This is a genomic window from Scytonema sp. UIC 10036 (assembly GCF_009725235.1).
Map to the genome: position 1 here is coordinate 54353 of NZ_WJFC01000026.1, position 17221 is coordinate 71573.

18 protein-coding genes and 4 pseudogenes are annotated in these 17221 nt (G+C 43.1%); 13 read left to right on the forward strand and 9 right to left on the reverse strand.

Annotation, left to right across the window (positions count from 1 at the left end; genetic code table 11):
- Window positions 1-26 precede the first annotated feature (26 nt).
- Both F7734_RS14755 and F7734_RS14760 read left to right on the forward strand, forming a co-directional pair.
- The gene (locus F7734_RS14755) at window positions 27-251 is read left to right on the forward strand and encodes a hypothetical protein (protein WP_155745422.1); all 225 of its coding nucleotides are present in this window, start codon (window positions 27-29) and stop codon (window positions 249-251) included.
- Window positions 252-279: 28 nt separating this feature from the next.
- The gene (locus tag F7734_RS14760) at window positions 280-627 is read left to right on the forward strand and encodes a hypothetical protein (protein ID WP_155745423.1); all 348 of its coding nucleotides are present in this window, start codon (window positions 280-282) and stop codon (window positions 625-627) included.
- Between the two features lie 79 nt (window positions 628-706).
- Here F7734_RS14760 and F7734_RS14765 read toward each other — a convergent pair whose 3' ends face one another.
- On the reverse strand, window positions 707-943 hold the full coding sequence (locus F7734_RS14765; RefSeq protein ID WP_243146889.1) for a pentapeptide repeat-containing protein: 237 nt from the start codon (window positions 941-943) through the stop codon (window positions 707-709).
- A 212-nt stretch (window positions 944-1155) separates the two neighbouring features.
- Here F7734_RS14765 and psbA point away from each other — a divergent pair, with 212 nt between their 5' ends.
- Window positions 1156-2238, forward strand: coding sequence for a photosystem II q(b) protein (gene psbA, locus F7734_RS14770; protein ID WP_155745425.1), 1083 nt, complete (start codon window positions 1156-1158; stop codon window positions 2236-2238).
- A 100-nt stretch (window positions 2239-2338) separates the two neighbouring features.
- Here the strand turns inward: psbA and F7734_RS14775 are convergent, their stop codons facing one another.
- A complete protein-coding gene (locus tag F7734_RS14775; protein WP_155745426.1) occupies window positions 2339-2560 on the reverse strand; it encodes a hypothetical protein in 222 nt (73 codons plus the stop codon).
- A gap of 178 nt (window positions 2561-2738) precedes the next feature.
- On the opposite strand from F7734_RS14775, the gene F7734_RS14780 reads away from it, so the two are divergent.
- Complete coding sequence (locus F7734_RS14780) at window positions 2739-3296, forward strand: hypothetical protein (protein WP_155745427.1); 558 nt, start codon at window positions 2739-2741, stop codon at window positions 3294-3296.
- Window positions 3297-3493: 197 nt separating this feature from the next.
- Entirely contained in the window at window positions 3494-3715 is a 222-nt protein-coding gene (locus F7734_RS14785) for a hypothetical protein (protein ID WP_155745428.1), read from the forward strand.
- A 116-nt stretch (window positions 3716-3831) separates the two neighbouring features.
- On the opposite strand, the gene F7734_RS14790 is transcribed toward F7734_RS14785, so the two are convergent.
- From F7734_RS14790 to F7734_RS14805, 5 genes and pseudogenes are all read right to left on the reverse strand, one after another.
- A complete protein-coding gene (locus F7734_RS14790) occupies window positions 3832-4944 on the reverse strand; it encodes a CHAT domain-containing protein (RefSeq protein ID WP_155745429.1) in 1113 nt (370 codons plus the stop codon).
- A 54-nt stretch (window positions 4945-4998) separates the two neighbouring features.
- The gene (locus F7734_RS65285; protein WP_279239718.1) at window positions 4999-5133 is read right to left on the reverse strand and encodes a hypothetical protein; all 135 of its coding nucleotides are present in this window, start codon (window positions 5131-5133) and stop codon (window positions 4999-5001) included.
- 226 nt (window positions 5134-5359) lie between these two features.
- Window positions 5360-5506 carry a hypothetical protein gene (locus tag F7734_RS14795; protein ID WP_155745430.1) on the reverse strand — a complete coding sequence of 49 codons (147 nt, stop codon included), beginning with the start codon at window positions 5504-5506 and terminating at the stop codon, window positions 5360-5362.
- 139 nt (window positions 5507-5645) lie between these two features.
- A complete protein-coding gene (locus F7734_RS14800; RefSeq protein WP_155745431.1) occupies window positions 5646-5831 on the reverse strand; it encodes a hypothetical protein in 186 nt (61 codons plus the stop codon).
- Window positions 5832-6284: 453 nt separating this feature from the next.
- Window positions 6285-6527: pseudogene (locus tag F7734_RS14805) on the reverse strand (coproporphyrinogen III oxidase); the annotation flags it as partial.
- Between the two features lie 102 nt (window positions 6528-6629).
- Here F7734_RS14805 and F7734_RS14810 point away from each other — a divergent pair.
- Window positions 6630-6749, forward strand: a pseudogene (locus tag F7734_RS14810) (6-phosphofructokinase); the annotation flags it as partial.
- 394 nt (window positions 6750-7143) lie between these two features.
- A pseudogene (locus F7734_RS14815) lies at window positions 7144-7911 on the forward strand (Photosystem Q(B) protein 1); the annotation flags it as partial.
- Between the two features lie 100 nt (window positions 7912-8011).
- On the opposite strand, the gene F7734_RS14820 reads toward F7734_RS14815, so the two are convergent.
- Complete coding sequence (locus F7734_RS14820; RefSeq protein ID WP_243146890.1) at window positions 8012-8617, reverse strand: NUDIX domain-containing protein; 606 nt, start codon at window positions 8615-8617, stop codon at window positions 8012-8014.
- 993 nt (window positions 8618-9610) lie between these two features.
- Here F7734_RS14820 and F7734_RS14830 point away from each other — a divergent pair.
- From F7734_RS14830 to F7734_RS14845, 4 genes and pseudogenes are all read left to right on the forward strand, one after another.
- Window positions 9611-10273 (forward strand): phosphoribosyltransferase, encoded by a 663-nt coding sequence (locus tag F7734_RS14830; RefSeq protein ID WP_155745432.1) that lies wholly within the window; start codon window positions 9611-9613, stop codon window positions 10271-10273.
- Window positions 10274-10459: 186 nt separating this feature from the next.
- Entirely contained in the window at window positions 10460-11617 is a 1158-nt protein-coding gene (locus F7734_RS14835) for a hypothetical protein (RefSeq protein ID WP_155745433.1), read from the forward strand.
- A 105-nt stretch (window positions 11618-11722) separates the two neighbouring features.
- Window positions 11723-14089: an ABC transporter permease gene (locus F7734_RS14840; protein ID WP_155745434.1), complete on the forward strand. Its 2367-nt coding sequence runs from the start codon at window positions 11723-11725 to the stop codon at window positions 14087-14089.
- A gap of 6 nt (window positions 14090-14095) precedes the next feature.
- Window positions 14096-15151, forward strand: a pseudogene (locus tag F7734_RS14845) (HlyD family efflux transporter periplasmic adaptor subunit); the annotation flags it as partial.
- 471 nt (window positions 15152-15622) lie between these two features.
- Here F7734_RS14845 and F7734_RS14850 read toward each other — a convergent pair.
- Window positions 15623-16384, reverse strand: coding sequence for an ABC transporter ATP-binding protein (locus F7734_RS14850; protein ID WP_243146891.1), 762 nt, complete (start codon window positions 16382-16384; stop codon window positions 15623-15625).
- 226 nt (window positions 16385-16610) lie between these two features.
- On the opposite strand from F7734_RS14850, the gene F7734_RS63450 reads away from it, so the two are divergent.
- Entirely contained in the window at window positions 16611-16916 is a 306-nt protein-coding gene (locus F7734_RS63450) for a type II toxin-antitoxin system RelE/ParE family toxin (protein WP_347566204.1), read from the forward strand.
- Window positions 16903-17214 carry a helix-turn-helix transcriptional regulator gene (locus F7734_RS14860; protein ID WP_155745435.1) on the forward strand — a complete coding sequence of 104 codons (312 nt, stop codon included), beginning with the start codon at window positions 16903-16905 and terminating at the stop codon, window positions 17212-17214. The genes F7734_RS63450 and F7734_RS14860 overlap by 14 nt, the downstream gene beginning before the upstream one ends.
- Window positions 17215-17221 lie beyond the last annotated feature (7 nt).

The following is a 17221-nucleotide window of genomic DNA, read 5'->3' on the forward strand; positions in this document are numbered from 1 at the left end:
CCACGGGCAGAAGGGAGGGTGAGAGAGTGGGCCGTCCCTACGATGACAACTGGGAATATAACATTGATCCCTTAGCTTTGTGTTCTATGTTTGATCGCTGGCTCGATTATTTTGGCAAAAATGACAATAGCGATCGCAATGAAGTGCTGACGATTTGCAGACGTATAATTCCAAAGCTAAGGCAAAATCTAGCGGCCAAACGCTTGCTGCCAAGCTCCAGGACTGGGCAGACAGCGAAAACCGTAGCCTAGGAATGTGAGAAATTGAGGCAGTAGCAGTATGACCAACACAGGACAATCACCAAGCATTGAGGAACGACTTAGCCGCCTAGAAACTCTGTTTGCCAACGTTGGCGAAAAAGTTGTAGAACATGATGCCACCATCGATGTACTGGTAGCAAATATCCAGGAATTAAGCGAAAATCTCAGAAATCTAAGCGAACAGACCAACCGCAATATCAACAATTTGGCAGAGCAAGCAGCCCAGGATCGACAGCAAGCAGCAATTGAGCGCCAAGCTTTTCGGGAACAGGCAGAGCGCGATCGCCAAGAATTCCGAACCGAAATTCGACAAATTTGGGAATATTTGCGCGATCGCAATGGCGGTAGCAGCCCACCTACAAGTTAGATTTTATCAGCGCTAACTTCCATCTATCAAATGCTTTGTCTTGGGTTGTGCAAATTTGTGCAACCCTTATGTGTGAAGCCTAGGCACTTGATGCAGTGCGGGTTTGCCGCAAATCTGCCTGATTGAGGTTCACACCGTGTAGGTGAGCGTTATGCAAATCAACCTCGCATAAGTTCACTCTTTCAAACGATCGCTCTCCTGCTATGTACCGTCTCAATAGTTCTTCAACGGTTATATCGATTGTTGTTAATAGAGGTTTTGTTTGAAAAGAAGTTAACTTAGCCATTGCCCGTAAGGGCAATAAGCGTGATGGCATTTTGAGTAGCATGAAAAGAGCTAGTGGACTAAGGAGCCAGTTTACCAACCACGGGCAGAAGGGAGTGTGAGAGAGTGGGCTGACAGGTGCTTGGGATACACATCAACTATTTACTGTTGACAACCATATAGTTATTGAGTTATAAGTGATAGAGCAAGTAAAACTTGCCGACATCTTCCATGCATTCTTACTCAATTCATACGGATTAAACCATGACAACAATCTTGGAACGCCGCAGTCGCGGCAATTTTTGGGAGCAATTCTGCAATTGGATTACTAGCATTGAGAATCGGCTGTATGTGGGTTGGTTTGGAGTATTGCTGATTCCAACAGCATTGGTAGCAGCAATCGTCTTTATCCTGGCATTTATTGCCGCACCTCCGGTTGATATTGACGGTATTCGCGAACCCGTCAGCGGCTCTTTGCTCTATGGCAATAACATCATTACAGCCACCGTTGTGCCGACATCCAATGCGATCGGACTACACTTTTACCCGATCTGGGAAGCAGCTTCTCTGGATGAATGGCTCTACAATGGTGGTCCTTATCAAACCATCGTCTTCCACTTTCTCATTGCGGTTTATGCCTACATGGGTCGCCAGTGGGAACTCAGTTATCGTCTGGGAATGCGTCCTTGGATTCCGGTTGCATTCTCGGCTCCGGCTTCTGCGGCAACGGCTGTACTGTTAATCTATCCAATCGGGCAAGGGAGCTTCTCTGATGGGTTAATGCTGGGCATTTCTGGCACATTCAACTTTATGATTGTGTTTACAGCTGAGCATAATGTATTGATGCATCCATTTCATATGCTAGGTGTCATCGGTGTTTTTGGTGGTGCTTTATTTTCAGCGATGCATGGATCGTTGGTCACCTCTTCTCTCCTTCGCGAAACAAGTGAAACTGAGTCACAAAACTACGGTTACAAGTTTGGACAGGAAGAAGAGACTTACAACATTGTGGCTGCACATAGCTACTTTGATCGTCTAATCTTCCAATATGCCTCTTTTAACAACTCGCGATCGCTCCATTTCTTTCTAGCAGCTTGGCCTGTAATTGGTATTTGGTTTGCATCTCTGGGTATTAGCACCATGTCATTCAACCTGAATGGGTTCAACTTCAACGGCTCGATTTTAGATAGCCAGGGAAGAGTAGTTCCCACCTGGGCAGATATCCTGAACCTTGCCAACTTAGGAATTGAAGTTATCCATGAACGCAATGCTCATAACTTCCCGTTAGATCTGGCTTCCGGTGAAGCACAACCAGTCGCACTTGTAGCACCTGTAATTTCTAGTTAATCTGGGTTGCTGCTTTCATTTTACGTCTTTAATGAGTGCTTAATGAACAGCGTCCGTTATCGGGCGCTTTCTTTGCATAGGCGGTTTCGCGATCGCCAAATTAATGCTGTTTCAACCACCATTCCAATAAAACAGCACGACATTGTAAGCAAATAACTTCCTGCAACAATTGGTAAACTCCAGTTGAGTTTGTGGAATAAGTAGCTGCAACAAACTCAGGTAGTAATGTTGTGTGCTTCTGAATCTGAACCACAAAGCTATAGAGTTTTTGGTTGGAGAAGGAACTATTGATTGCCCATCCTTGAGCATTCAAGGGAGCCAATTGATGAATCGCTGCTGCATCAATTCCAAGCTCTCGCTGTACTGTGGCGATCGCACTTTTACCCCCCTGAACGGTTACACAATATCTTTTTTCATTTCATTACAATAGTTCTCTATCTATAGCCAATTTCAGTATTATAAAGGTAGTAATCTCTCGTTAGTGTGTGAAGGAGAGAAGTATGAAATATAAATTAGACAACAATTTGTTAAGAAAGCTATCGTTTGAAAAGAAGATAGAAGAACTCAAGAATGAAATTGCAAAAATTAATGAACAAATCAACTCAAGTAAATATTCACTGTCAAATAATTACACTCCTAGCAAAAATTACTCTTTAGAAGATATCTCGCTCAGAAACTACAAGTTACGGCTTGAAAGTAGGATAGAGGAAATTGAGAATGAAATTGCAAAAATTAATGAAACTGATATCAAGGAACGTCAGATTAAATCTTATAAGTGGATTGATGAGAAAAATAATCAGCAAGAGGATTATATATCTCTTGAAAATAAGCCTTCAAATTTGTATTCAGACTCTCATTTCGGATATTCACAATACCAAAAAGTAAATCCAAATGGCTCTAAACCTTCATCCCCAGATAAGCCTAAAAATACAATTTTGTTCTGGTTGATTGCGCTTTTGCTAGTCATATATTTCTTATTCCACCAAGGCTCAAATGAAAAACAACAGCCTAAGCAACAAGATTATTCACAAGATATATCTGCACTATCAAGTGAATAAATAGTAATGAGCGCCTATGATTCCTGAACGCTTCACACGCTGCTGATGGGAATGCGATTGCTCCACAACTAACTAAACTACTTTACTCATAGTTGTTAACAAATTTTGCTAAAGTTGGCAACAATTTTTTGTAGATTTATCAAGAAATGGATGTTTTAATTTCTTTTCTAAAAGGTATTCCTTTGGTTACGGCCCCATTGACACTAATTGCATTTATCGTAGTTGTTTTGCTAGCAGCTTTAATTGCAGTCCTTAAATATACCGGGGGACTTAATAGAGCGCTAGAGTTACTACTTAGAGATACCTCTCTTCGACCAGAAGATGTAGTTAAAATTATTAACTGTCACAAAAGAGCAGAAAACCTGAGAACTCATTGGCAAGATGAGACTTCAGCGCAGACGTTAAGAAATTTGAGCTAGCACCTCTTACTGCTGAAGATGTTCGTAAATTAATTTATTTGGAATGAATACCTCAAGCTCTAAAATCTAAGCTAGAAGACACGGTGGAGTGCGAGCACTCCACACGCTATCATTCATTAGCCATCTATAAGTTGGCTGTCTGTAAGCATTATAGTTGAGTTGCTTTCGAGAGAGAAATCGGAGAGATATCCAAAAAAGCTACTGCTACTTTGGTTTGGGATAATTAATGTACCTTTAACAGTGATATATTGACCTTTTCCAGAAAGAGTTTTTCTACTTATATCTTCTAATTCTTTTATCCTGTCTGCGGGAAAATAGCTAATTAAAGAATAATTTCGATATTCTCCATCGCCATATATTGTTATACATTGACTCATTTTTTGTTCGCCAAGAACGGGTGGTAGGTCATCTAGCTTGTATGGAGGATATATACAATCATGAATTGAATATTGGTTTATATAGCCTTTAATAGTAGCTATTTTATTATGATAAACATTTTGGGTAGCTGTTGGATTAACTTGAAAATTTTTCAGCAGTTCAGTTGCAGTAAGCTTGGTAATTGTATCTGGATTTGAAGACTGTTTTAAAGTATTAGAATTATTTCTAAATTTTATTTTTGGAGTTAAAAACTCTGGTATACCATTGAGGTCAATATTATTACGACCAAATTCAAAAGCATCTTTATAGTTTCTTCCAGCACTAAGAGCATCATAAAATGCTACAGAGAAATTAATCGCAGCTTTATCTGTAATAGCGCGTTCCATACCGATAACACAGTCAATATGCTGATAAATTGCCTCAGCCTGAGCTTCAGAGTAGCAAGCATTAAGTAGTACACATTCAATTGAGTTTTTACATAACTCAAATAGGGTTGCTAGTGAGTTTGTACTAACTAGTTGCACTTGACCAGAGTTATCTTCTAAGACTATGCCACTTGGCTGAGAATTCCGATGGAGAACATCTCGCTGATGCTGCCCATAATTCTTCTCAAAATCTACATGATTAGTTTTTGTAGCGTGACCAGAAAAATGTACAATCTGTGGCTCTTTATCTAATAAAGTACGACGCAAATCATCAATCCGAACTGCCCACCTAGTGATTAATTCAAATTCTTCTCTTGCTCTTGAGCTAGGACGTTCCAATGCAGCTTGAATTTCCCGCACTTCCTCGTCTAAACGGATCTGAATTGTATCTTTTGGATTAGCTGATAATATTAAAATTTTTTTCATACTTTTGATTAACCTACGCCACGATTTCTAGTTCAACATCTGGATTATTTTCAGCTAAGGTCTTGAAGGCGATCGCAATCGCACGAGGGTCAACACCTTGGTTGTGACCTTACGCTTACCTTTTTTTATTAGCGTTTGCAGATGAGAAACTTTATCCTCACTTAAGTCCACAATGTACTTCTTTGCCATGTTATTTCCTAATTTTTAAGTAGCTTATCAATAACAGGGACTACCTAGCAAAGTTGCTTTGGTGGACTACTAGGGCAAACGCATCTTATTTTTAGAATGCTTACTGGACAAAGGTTTCAGCCATTGTTGAGTTTTGTTGCTAAAACTTAAAACTCTTATGATACATGGCTTTTAGAATTTTAATGCGTTTGCCCTAGGGTGAGGTATGTCAAATACTGTCCAGATTTTAACTTTTTGATGCCACTGCTAAAGTAACTGTAGCTCCGCCAGCACCAACACTTAATAATAGAGGATGATTTGTTAGAACTCCCACTAATCCTAATAAACCAAATGACGCTGCTACGGCAATAATAGCCATTTTAACTGATGACATAAGTTATCCTCCTTGAATGAGAATTTTAGTTAGTACTCACAAACTTCAAATATTAAATGTGATGAAGTCTCGCGCAATGTTCACGTTAGTTGAGTCTGAAATCAAGCCAATTAGCTCATTAGCGAAGAAAATTCCTCTGTCAATTATCGTTTCCAGCTAACAACAATCTCGCATTTGGATCATTTGGCTGGTAATCACCATAAAGTGTATCATTACCTCCAAACCCAAACAGATGATCGCTACTGCCATAGCCAATTATGGTGTCGTTATTTGCAGTTCCATAAAGCTGTAAATCAGTATTTTCAGAACCTGTGATGGTTGCCATAGCGTTTTCCTCCTACAAGACCATATGATTGATTTGTTCAATTTCAATGCTAATTTCTGAAACCTTGATTTAATCAAGATTTGAGGCTTTATTTCTAACAGAAACTAAAATTTATAGACGAAAAGTGGAAACTAAAACCCTGTAACCCTTTCAGCTATTGAATTCTCCCAAAATGACAAAAGCGGGCTAAGTTGGCAAAACTAGTTTACTCTCCTGCACACCTTACGGTAATCTTTGAGCGGACAGGAGTAAATCCTACTAAGCTCATATTCTTTGTACGATATTTCTGTGAGAAACTTGTGAGTATACAAAAAATTTAGGTTCTTCGGTATCTAGTTATGCCACATAGTTGAAAACAGCAATGCGATCGCGATTCAGTTGGATTGCCTTGTAAGAACGCAAGACAATCCAGTTGACTGTTCATAGTAAATATCTCATTGCTGAAAAATGTTGTTATTTTTGGGCAAAAGTCTTATTTACCCAATCTTGAGGCTGGAGAAAGATTTCAGTGAGCTTTGCTTCGGGTGTACTTGGTTCTGGCTCGTAGCAGTATTCCCAGCGAGCTAGAGGTGGTAGAGACATCAGTATGGATTCCGTTCTGTCATTGGTTTACAGACCGAAAACTGTTCCCCTATCGTATACCAGATTAAACTCTGCATATCGACCCCGACGATAGAGCTGAAACTGGCGTTGGCGATGTTTAGTAGAAATTGGTAACGTTTATAATATTGATGCACAAACCTTTAATTTAACTATATTACTAAATAGTAACTAAGTAAATATAGTTAATAATTCTTCATTCTCCACAACCTCGCATGCCTTGGCAACTGGAGTTTTGTGGCTATTCCTAAAACAATTGATAATGATGTAGCACTCACGGAAAGGTCTGTTGGATTTGATACTGCTGTCAACACAATTACACTCAAAGCTGCCATGTTCAGGATACTCTAATACTAGAAGTAACTCAGAAACTTTTGCTACTGTTAACTGTTTTCGTTCATCTAACTGCTTATAACCAGTTTCAGTTCCGAAAATTTTTCAAAATTTTGACGCTCTGCTCCAGTTTTTTCTTTTGGTTCGGAGAATCTTTATAAGCCAGTAATTCTCGGTAGTAATTCCAAAACTCTGTCAGGAAGTTGTCCAAAATCTCTTGATGGCAAGCAACAAACGGAGTCAATTTTTTGTAGTGTCGTCCTTCATGCACCCAACACAGAGCTAAATTATTGCAAAGAAGCAAGCAAAAAATGCTAGACGAAATCTATCTTCCTCAGATGGCTCCTCGGATGCAGAGTCAAGAACATCACCAATATGCCTCTACAATGGTGGTCCCTATCAAACGATCGTCTTCCACTTTCTCATTGCGGTTTATGCCTACATGGGTCGTCAGTGGGAACTCAGCTATCGTCTGGGAATGCGTCCCTGGATTCCGGTTGCATTCTCGGCTCCGGCTTCTGCAGCAACGGCTGTACTGTTAATCTACCCAATCGGGCAAGGGAGCTTCTCTGATGGGTTAATGCTGGGCATTTCTGGCACATTCAACTTTATGATTGTGTTTACAGCTGAGCATAATGTATTGATGCATCCATTTCATATGCTAGGTGTCATCGGTGTTTTTGGTGGTGCTTTATTTTCAGCGATGCATGGATCGTTGGTCACCTCTTCTCTCCTTCGCGAAACAAGTGAAACTGAGTCACAAAACTACGGTTACAAGTTTGGACAGGAAGAAGAGACTTACAACATTGTGGCTGCACATAGCTACTTTGATCGTCTAATCTTCCAATATGCCTCTTTTAACAACTCGCGATCGCTCCATTTCTTTCTAGCAGCTTGGCCTGTAATTGGTATTTGGTTTGCATCTCTGGGTATTAGCACCATGTCATTCAACCTGAATGGGTTCAACTTCAACGGCTCGATTTTAGATAGCCAGGGAAGAGTAGTTCCCACCTGGGCAGATATCCTGAACCTTGCCAACTTAGGAATTGAAGTTATCCATGAACGCAATGCTCATAACTTCCCGTTAGATCTGGCTTCCGGTGAAGCACAACCAGTCGCACTTGTAGCACCTGTAATTTCTAGTTAATCTGGGTTGCTGCTTTCATTTTACGTCTTTAATGAGTGCTTAATGAACAGCGTCCGTTATCGGGCGCTTTCTTTGCATAGGCGGTTTCGCGATCGCCAAATTAATGCTGTTTCAACCACCATTCCAATAAAACAGCACGACATTGTAAGCAAATAACTTCCTGCAACAATTGGTAAACTCCAGTTGAGTTTGTGGAATAAGTAGCTGCAACAAACTCAGGTAGTAATGTTGTGTGCTTCTGAATCTGAACCACAAAGCTATAGAGTTTTTGGTTGGAGAAGGAACTATTGATTGCCCATCCTTGAGCATTCAAGGGAGCCAATTGATGAATCGCTGCTGCATCAATTCCAAGCTCTCGCTGTACTGTGGCGATCGCCGCTTCTGTAGAACTTTGTCCTTCTGCAACCCGTCCACCTGGAAAATCCAATGTAACCTGTCCAACACCAGGACGATAGCTCGGATGCGGTAGTAGAATGCGATCGCTTTGAATGGGCAGAACAATCACAGAGTCTGCCTTTTCAATGCGCCAGTATTCTAAAATCTGTCCCCGATTGTCTTGCAGATGTTCGCCGACCAACGTCAGCCAACGAGAGCGTAGTTCAAGGAAGCGATCTTGCACTTGCCAACCGGGTTCGGACGAGGATTGCATTTGCAGTTCTAACACTTGTGAGGCAATTGATTTCGGCACATAATTATTTATTTTCATGACTCATCCTATAAAAACTTTAAAGATTACTATACTAAACATATAGCCTTTCTCAGTCTCATGAGGTACACCCCCCTTTCATCCCCCCGATGCCTTGGGGGGATGAAAGGGGGGTAATTTTCGTACCTCTGCGGTTTTTTTATATCTTGCCCTTAGGTTAAAACCCAGTTTCTTTAAGTTGACGTAGGAAAAGGCTTATTCAAACACATCATTCACCCCGTCTCCTGTCACTGCAACAACTTCACCTGAGTCTTTATAAGCCTGCACCAGTCTCAGTTTATGTTCAGGAGATATGCGAGCAAAGACTAAGCCCTATCCAGTTAATTCCAGACACCGTTTGATGAGTTCAAAATTCTTCCTCACAATATCCTCATATTTTGTTTCTATCCTTAAAGTAGAGTTAATTGTACCATCCTTATGAAATAGCTCTACAACAACTCAACATAATAAAAATCTTTTCAAAAATCTTCTTAAAAATTAAGATATAAAAGGAGAAAGAGAAGGTGAACCTCAAACAATTCTTGACCTCAAACTGGCGGATAATCCTGACAGGAATTCTGTTTGGTAAGTAAGTGGGCGCTAGCCGTCAACTAGGGAAATCCACCAAATATGGGCAGAGGAATTTAATTACGCTGCTCCTGGGCAAATTAAAACTGCATTTCAACTTAACAACGCCGCAAACAGCAAAATATCTCTCGTGCAGGCAGTCGAGCCAAATCGGCTTGGGATACGGCTTGGAAACAACTCACTCAATCAAAGTCTTAGGTATAGATAATTTCCTTTTGTTTGCTGGCAATTTGTCAAGGAAGCACGCGCTAAATTGAGTCATTCCAGCGAGCAAGCAATTTTCGTCACCGACACTGTTGCACCTCAAGAAACTGATTGGCCGCAGTTGCAAGTGGTCTCAGTCGCCCCTTTAATTGCTACAGCTATCTAACGCTTCAAAACTGATAGTTCAATGAGTGACCTATTTTAAAAGCGAGGAATAAAAATATGCTGAAAAGATTCCGCAATCGTACTGAAGCAGGTAAAATACTAGCTACCAAGTTGACAGACTATGCCAATCGTCCAGATGTTCTGGTGTTAGGGCTTCCCCGTGGCGGCGTTCCCGTAGCATTTGAAGTGGCAAAGGCACTTAATGCGCCATTGGATGTTTGCTTGGTCAGAAAACTAGGTGTTCCTGGACACAAAGAACTCGCAATCGGTGCAATTGCTACTTCTGGAGTCCGTGTTATCAATGAGAATGTTGTGCATTTGTTGAGAATTCCAAAACAAACCATCGATCGGGTGGTAGCAATGGAAATGCAGGAATTGGAGCGCCGTAATCGCGTCTATCGCGGTAATCGTCCGTTAATAGAAGTAAAAAATCATACTATAATTTTGGTTGATGACGGTATTGCTACTGGTTCCACCATCCGGGCGGCGATCGCCACATTGAAACAACAACTGCCTAAAGAATTGATAGTAGCAGTGCCAGTTGCGCCTCCTTCCACCTGTGACGAACTTGAAGCGGAAGTGGACAAGGTTGTGTGCGTGGTGATGCCAGAGGCTTTGCATGCCATTGGGATTTGGTATGAAGATTTTGAACAAACAAGCGACGCAAAAGTCTGTGAAATATTGGCAAGACACAAACTGCTGGTAGCGAATGACTCATAAATGGAAGTTGAGTCAAAGGTATTACACCCCTTTGTCCGCGAAGACCCCACCTTGCACGTTAGTACAGATCCAGCATCCCATAAAACCTTAAGCATCATCAAAATCCTTCCAAAATTAAAAGACGGAAAGTGAAATTGCATTTTTCTCAAGATTGAACGTTCTCAATCGTTAAATCGGAGTTGACATATGAGTTTATTATCCATTGATGAAATCAAGATATTGTTAGAACAACCGCAAGAACTGTGTGTTTCGATTTTTATGCCGACGTTCCGGGAAGCAAAACCAGAAATGCAACAGGAGCCGATTCGGCTGAAGAATCTGCTGCGAGAGGCGGAGGAAAAATTGATTCAGAGTGGGATGCGTTTTTCTAAAGCTCTAAAACTGCTACAGCCTGCCCAAGAACTACTTGACGAGCGTCATTTTTGGCTGCATCAGAGTCATGGACTGGCAATCTTTGGCTCTACAGAAATATTTCGTTACTACCATCTACCGCTTGATTTTCCAGAATTAGCGATCGTTGGTAACCGCTTCCATATCAAGCCACTATTGCCTTTACTTATCAGCGACGAACAGTTTTATGTTCTAGCTTTGAGTCAGAAGCAGGTTAGATTACTTCAATGCACTTCTAACAGTGTAAACGAGATCGAGTTAGAAAATGTGCCCAAGAGTATTGAAGAGGTCTTCAGTTACTACGAGTCTGAAAGACAGAGGCAGTTTCGTGGCGCTACCTCGACAGGAATCCCCGGTGCCCGAGCAGGGGTTTTTCACGGACAAGGTGTTGATACGAGTTACTTCAAAGATGATATCAGGCAATTCTTTCATTTAATAGCTCATAGGTTGCAGAAACAATTGCAGGATCAAAAAGCACCTTTAGTGTTAGCAGGAGTTGAGTATCTCTTACCAATTTATAAAGAAGTCAATCGTTACGCCTATTTGGTAGACGAAGGCATTACAGGCAATCCAGAAGAATTGAAAGCGGAGGAATTGCAAGCTAAAGCCAAGGCAATTGTGGAACCAATGTTTCAACAAGCTCAACAGGATGCCATTAAACGCTATCGAGAATTAGCAGGTACAGGACTAACATCCAATGATATTAAAGAAATTTTGCCAGCAGCGTATTACCAAAAGGTTGATTGCTTATTTATGACTCTTGGGTGGGAGCAGTGGGGCAATTTTGCTCCGGATACTAATACTGTGAATTTGCATACCAGTGTTGAACCTGGTGATGAAGATTTATTAAATTTGGCTGCAACTCACGCTCTTTTAAATGGTAGCTCAGTTTATACTTTAGATTCAGTAAATATGCCTGATAAGGCATCATTGGCTGCCATATTCCGCTACTAATTAATAATTAGACAGAGCTAAGAATTAATTATGCGTTACCCGAAAGTCTTGGTAGGGGCGCGGCGGCCTTGCGCCCTTACATCTTTTTCGGAGAGGTCTATTGCGATGAAAGCTCTCGATAAAAAACTGCTGCGTGACCTTTGGCATATGCGCGGTCAAATGATTGCCATCGCCCTCGTTGTCGCCTGTGGAATCGCTAGCTTTATTTCAATGCTGAGTGCTTACGAATCCCTCAAACTTTCTCAGGCTACTTATTACGAGCAATATCATTTTGCCCAAGTCTTTGCCCAACTAAAACGCGCCCCAGAATCCCTCCAACTCCAAATTAGAGCCATTCCTGGAATCACACAAGTGCAGACGCGGGTTGTTGCAGATGTCAGCCTTGATATTCCCGGACGGAGTGAACCAGCTACGGGACGGTTAATATCGATACCAGAACGGCAAATGCTAATGCTTAATGACCTTTTTATCCGCCAAGGGCGTTACATCCAGCCAGATAGAGATGATGAAGTCTTGATCGGTGAAAATTTTGCCAAAGCGCATCGGCTAAATGTAGGTGATACTGTAGGTGCAGTTATTAACGGACGATGGCAAAAGTTGCGGATTGTAGGAATAGCGCTTTCGCCAGAGTATATTTACGCCATCCAAGGAACGGGGGATATTTTCCCCGATAATCAGCGCTTCGGTGTTTTTTGGATGGGACGTAATGCTTTGGGAACTGCCTTTAATATGGATGGTGCGTTTAATGATGTCACGCTGACGCTGATGCGGGGGGCAACAGAAGCAGATGTTATCGTCCGGCTCGATCGACTTCTGGAAGGGTATGGCGGATTTGGTGCCTATGGACGCAAAGACCAGCTTTCTAACCGTTTTTTATCGGAAGAAATTACCCAATTGCAAGGAACTGCAACGATAGTACCGTCTATTTTTCTTGGGATCGCAGCATTTTTACTGCATATCTTGCTTTCTCGCCTCATTGCTACCCAACGCGACCAAATCGCCGTATTGAAGGCTTTTGGTTACAACAATTTGAGTATAGGCTGGCACTATCTAAAGTTTGTGCTGGCAATTGTTTTCATTGGTGCAGCTGTTGGCACTGCCTTGGGATTGTGGTTTGGTGTTGCGGTCACTCATAACTATACCCGGTTTTTCTCCTTCCCAGTACTTCGCTATGAATTTGGTATGGCTCAAGTGATGGGGGCTATTTTGATTAGTGGTGGCGCTGCGGTGATTGGTGCTTTCATGTCTGTGCAAAAGGCGGTTTCTCTACCTCCAGCTGAAGCAATGCGTCCCGAACCACCTGCCCGCTTTCGCCCTACCATCATTGAACAGTTGGGATTTCAGCATTTGCTCTCACCGATAGGTCGAATGATATTGCGAAATCTGGAACGGAAACCAGTGCAAGCTTTTTTGTCTACTCTCGGGATAGCTCTTGCCGTTGCCATGTTGGTTGTCGGTCGCTATTTTGTCGATGCTATGGAACACATGATTGATGTGCAATTCCGCAATGTCCAACGTGAAGATGTGACAATTGTCTTTAACGAGCCGCGTCCTTCTCGCGTGCAGTATGAAGTTACCCATTTGCCTGGTGTTTTGCAAGTCGAACCATTCCGTGCCGTACCAGCTAGGTTGCGCTTTGAACATCGTACCTACCGAATTGCCCTGACAGGGCTGGAACCAGGAGGAGAACTGCGCCGTCTAGTAGACAGGATGCTGCATACTGTTTCTTTACCACCTAATGGGGTTGTGCTGACGACAAAACTAGGGGAAATTCTTGGCGTTACACCAGGGGATGTACTGACGGTGGAGGTATTGGAGGGAGCTAGACCTATCCGTACCGTTGCTGTGGCTGGGTTGGTAGATGAGCTGATTGGTGTTGCAGCGTACATGGATATCCGCGCATTGAATCGGTTGATGCGTGAAGGCGGAACTATCTCCGGTGCATATTTGGCTGTTGACTCGTTGCAAATGGATAAGTTGTATGGACTCTTAAAACGGACACCAGCAGTGACAGGTGTCTCCGTCCGGGAAATGGCGATCGCCCGCTTTCAAGAAACCATCGCTGGCACCCTCAGTATTTTCACTACTGTCTTGGTAATTTTTGCTTGTGCGATCGCCTTTGGAGTCGTCTATAACGCCGCTCGTATTGCTTTGTCAGAACGCAGTCGGGAACTGGCAACACTGCGCGTGCTTGGTTTCACTCAAGCAGAGGTTGCAGTCATCCTCTTGGGCGAACAGGCAGTTTTGACGCTGGCTGCAATTCCTCTGGGATTTGCCCTTGGGTTTGGTTTTTGTGCTTTGATGTCTTTTGCTTACAACTCGGAACTTTATCGCTTCCCCTTAATTGTGACGAAAGCGACTTTTGCCTTTGCGTTTGTTGTGGTGGCGAGCGCAGCTGTTATCTCTGGGCTAATTGTTCACCGTCAGCTCACCCATCTCGATCTCATCGCTGTCCTAAAAACTAGGGAGTAAGGACATATGAAGCTACTACCATTGCCCAAACAACCAACTGACCGCAAACCAGATACTGAGGGATTGAAGAAGCGTCTGCCCAAACTCTCACCAAAGCAATTGGTCTATTTTGCGCTCGCCCTCGCCACCTTTGCATTCATTGTTTGGGCATTTCGTCCTACTCCCGTTCCAGTAGATACCGGGCGTGTTACTCGTGGTGAACTACAAGTGACAGTCAATGCAGAAGGCAAAACTCGCGTGCGCGATCGCTTTGTGGTATCAGCACCCGTTGATGGTCGCCTTACCAGAATAGAACTGGATGAAGGCGATAAAGTTGAGCAAGGAAGCATAGTTGCCCGTATTGACTCCCTTCCCCTCAATGCTACAGTAAAAGAAGCCTTGGGAAGACTAGCAGAATGGCAGGCACAGCGAGAAGGAGTAGCCACACAGCGACCCAAACAGGCAACCTTAGTACAGGCACAAAGGCACATCCAGACAGCACTTGCAGCCCAGCGTCAGGCAGAGGCAAGGGTAGCTCAAGCACGGGCAGCACTAGAACAAGCGCGACGGGATACTCAACGTGCTCAAGAACTGCAAGCGACTGGGGTCATTCCCCGCAAAGACCGAGAAATTGCAGAGTTAAATGAAACTACTAAAGCCAAAGAATTGGAAGCAGCAAGGTTAGCAGCAAAATCTGCCACTGCTGAAGTTGAGGTAGCGAGAGCAGCTTTGACAGTATTGCAACAACAGCAAAACGATCCAGATTACTTGCTTAAGGTGTACGATGCCCGTATTGCCAGCGTGGAGGCAGAACTCTCAAAACTCAAAGATGAAGCCGCCCGCACTGACATTCGCTCACCTGTTCGCGGACAAGTGCTGCGGATACTCCAAAAAAGCGCCCAATATGTAACCTCTGGTACTCCTTTGTTAGAAATAGGCAATATCTCAAAGCTGGAACTAGTGATTGACGTGCTTTCAGTAGATGCTGAGAAAATTCAGCCAGGAGACACCATTTTAATTGAACGGGGAGCCGATGCTCAGCCAATCATGGCGAAAGTAAGACTGGTGGAACCTTCTGCATTCACCAAAGTTTCTGCTTTGGGAGTTGAGGAACAACGCGTTAACATCATTGGTGATTTTGTTGACACGCCTCGTTTCTTCGGTGATGCTTACCGTGTTGATGTGCAAATTGTGATTTGGGATGGTAAAAATGTGCTAAAGATACCACTGAGCTCCCTTTTTCGCTGTGGCAAATCCTGGTGTACTTTTGTTGCTAAAGATGGCAAAGCTGCTCTTCGTTCGGTTGAAATAGGACAGCGTAGCGATTTTGAAGCTGAAATTCGTCAGGGACTTCAAGAAGGCGAAACCATCATTCTCCATCCCAGCGAAAAAATCAATGATGGTAGCCCCATCACTTTCCAAGGCATTCAAGCGGTTAGTATTAGAGCCAATCGAATTCTCAACGATGAAAATCGGGACTTTGCCTCAAGTTGCTTCGTTCAGTTAGAAGTTTTACCTAAAGCAACTTTTAACAAGCAACAAGACGACTCTTTCTCACCACTCCAATTGTGCAGGTGCAACCTTAATTTCATTACACTGCACGTTGCTAATCTGACCACTTCGCATTGTTACCACTCGGTCAGCCATTGCCGCAATCCCAGCATTGTGCGTAATTACCGCAGTTGCAGTACCCAGCTCGCGGTTGACCTCCTCCAACGCTTCTAGTACTAATTTACCTGTTTGGAAATCTAATGCACCCGTAGGTTCATCGCACAGCAACACCTCCGGGCGCTTGGCAATAGCACGGGCAATAGCTACCCGTTGTTGCTCACCTCCAGACATTTGGGCGGGAAAATGATTGATGCGATCGCCCAATCCCACTAACTCTAATGCTTGTTCCGGGCGAATCGGATGTCGCGCAATTTCAGTAACCAATGCTACATTTTCTTTAGCTGTGAGACTGGGAATTAAGTTGTAGAACTGAAAGACAAAACCAACACAGTCGCGGCGGAAACGAGTGAGTTCTACTTCACTGGCATGGGTCAAATCACGGTTGCGAAAAAATACATGACCGCTAGTCGGTACATCTAAGCCGCCAAGAATGTTCAGCAGGGTTGATTTACCACTACCTGAAGGTCCTAGCAAGACGACAAACTCTCCTTCATAGAGATCGAAGTCAATCGACCTTAGGGCGTGAACTTCTACCTCACCCATGCGATAGACCTTTGTGATTCCACAAATATGAAAGACCACTCCTGGTGATGCTGCTGTGTCTGGGCAGGATGTTACTGTTTTGTTAAGTTTATTTTTCATCATTAACTGTTGATATTTTTATAAAGAAGTAGGTTGAAAACCCTTGAGGAAAAAGCACGTAGTGCTTATAGTCTGCACGTCTCGTTTCCTCCGTTGCCTTAATATAACAATATTGATATATTTAGAGAGGATGCTGTGCCTGAAACCCATGTTGTTTTCTACCAAGAAGAGGAAGGGGAAGTTCCTGTCCTTGAATGGCTGACGCGACTTCTGAAGGAAGACCGCAAAGGTGGGCGCAAACTGTGTTGCTCGAATCAAACAACTTGCAGCATCAGGATACGAACTCCGTCGTCCGGCGGCAGATTACTTGTGCGACGGAATATACGAGCTACGGGCAAAGTATATTCGCGTGCAATACCGCATCTTGTACTTCTTTCACGGGCAAAATGTGGCGATTCTCGCACATGCTATTACAAAGGAGGAAGCAGCTGTACCTCCAATTGATATTGAACGGGCGATAGCACGAAAGCTTTTATTTGAAGAAAACCCAGAAGCTCACACTTACGTAGAGGAACAAGAGGATGACCAAGACTAGTGATGCCATAAAAATCATTGACAGAATGACTAGCAGTGACCCTGAGATTGTTGCCTTAGTAGAGGAAGCTTCCATGAATGCTCTTGTGGCACAACTGATTTATGATGCCAGAACAAAAGCAGGGTTAACACAGAAACAGCTTGCTGAACTTATTGGTACAAAACAGTCTGCGATCGCAAGGCTTGAAGACGCTGATTATGAAGGGCACTCCCTTTCAATGCTGCAAAAAATCGCTCACGCTCTCAATCAACGGGTCGTGATTCAGCTTGCTCCAATAGAACACGAGCAAAGTGCATAGAGCGCTC

What these genes read in the sequence shown, in the direction of transcription:
- F7734_RS65285 (WP_279239718.1), bottom strand. Translation starts at nt 5,133, where the DNA reads ATGGCAAAGAAGTACATTGTGGACTTAAGTGAGGATAAAGTTTCTCAT.
- F7734_RS14860 (WP_155745435.1), top strand. Translation starts at nt 16,903, where the DNA reads ATGACCAAGACTAGTGATGCCATAAAAATCATTGACAGAATGACTAGC.
- F7734_RS14840 (WP_155745434.1), top strand. Translation starts at nt 11,723, where the DNA reads ATGAAAGCTCTCGATAAAAAACTGCTGCGTGACCTTTGGCATATGCGC.
- F7734_RS14800 (WP_155745431.1), bottom strand. Translation starts at nt 5,831, where the DNA reads ATGGCAACCATCACAGGTTCTGAAAATACTGATTTACAGCTTTATGGA.
- F7734_RS14835 (WP_155745433.1), top strand. Translation starts at nt 10,460, where the DNA reads ATGAGTTTATTATCCATTGATGAAATCAAGATATTGTTAGAACAACCG.
- F7734_RS14850 (WP_243146891.1), bottom strand. Translation starts at nt 16,384, where the DNA reads ATGATGAAAAATAAACTTAACAAAACAGTAACATCCTGCCCAGACACA.
- F7734_RS14780 (WP_155745427.1), top strand. Translation starts at nt 2,739, where the DNA reads ATGAAATATAAATTAGACAACAATTTGTTAAGAAAGCTATCGTTTGAA.
- F7734_RS14790 (WP_155745429.1), bottom strand. Translation starts at nt 4,944, where the DNA reads ATGAAAAAAATTTTAATATTATCAGCTAATCCAAAAGATACAATTCAG.
- F7734_RS14765 (WP_243146889.1), bottom strand. Translation starts at nt 943, where the DNA reads ATGCCATCACGCTTATTGCCCTTACGGGCAATGGCTAAGTTAACTTCT.
- psbA (WP_155745425.1), top strand. Translation starts at nt 1,156, where the DNA reads ATGACAACAATCTTGGAACGCCGCAGTCGCGGCAATTTTTGGGAGCAA.
- F7734_RS14760 (WP_155745423.1), top strand. Translation starts at nt 280, where the DNA reads ATGACCAACACAGGACAATCACCAAGCATTGAGGAACGACTTAGCCGC.
- F7734_RS14820 (WP_243146890.1), bottom strand. Translation starts at nt 8,617, where the DNA reads ATGAAAATAAATAATTATGTGCCGAAATCAATTGCCTCACAAGTGTTA.
- F7734_RS14795 (WP_155745430.1), bottom strand. Translation starts at nt 5,506, where the DNA reads ATGTCATCAGTTAAAATGGCTATTATTGCCGTAGCAGCGTCATTTGGT.
- F7734_RS14830 (WP_155745432.1), top strand. Translation starts at nt 9,611, where the DNA reads ATGCTGAAAAGATTCCGCAATCGTACTGAAGCAGGTAAAATACTAGCT.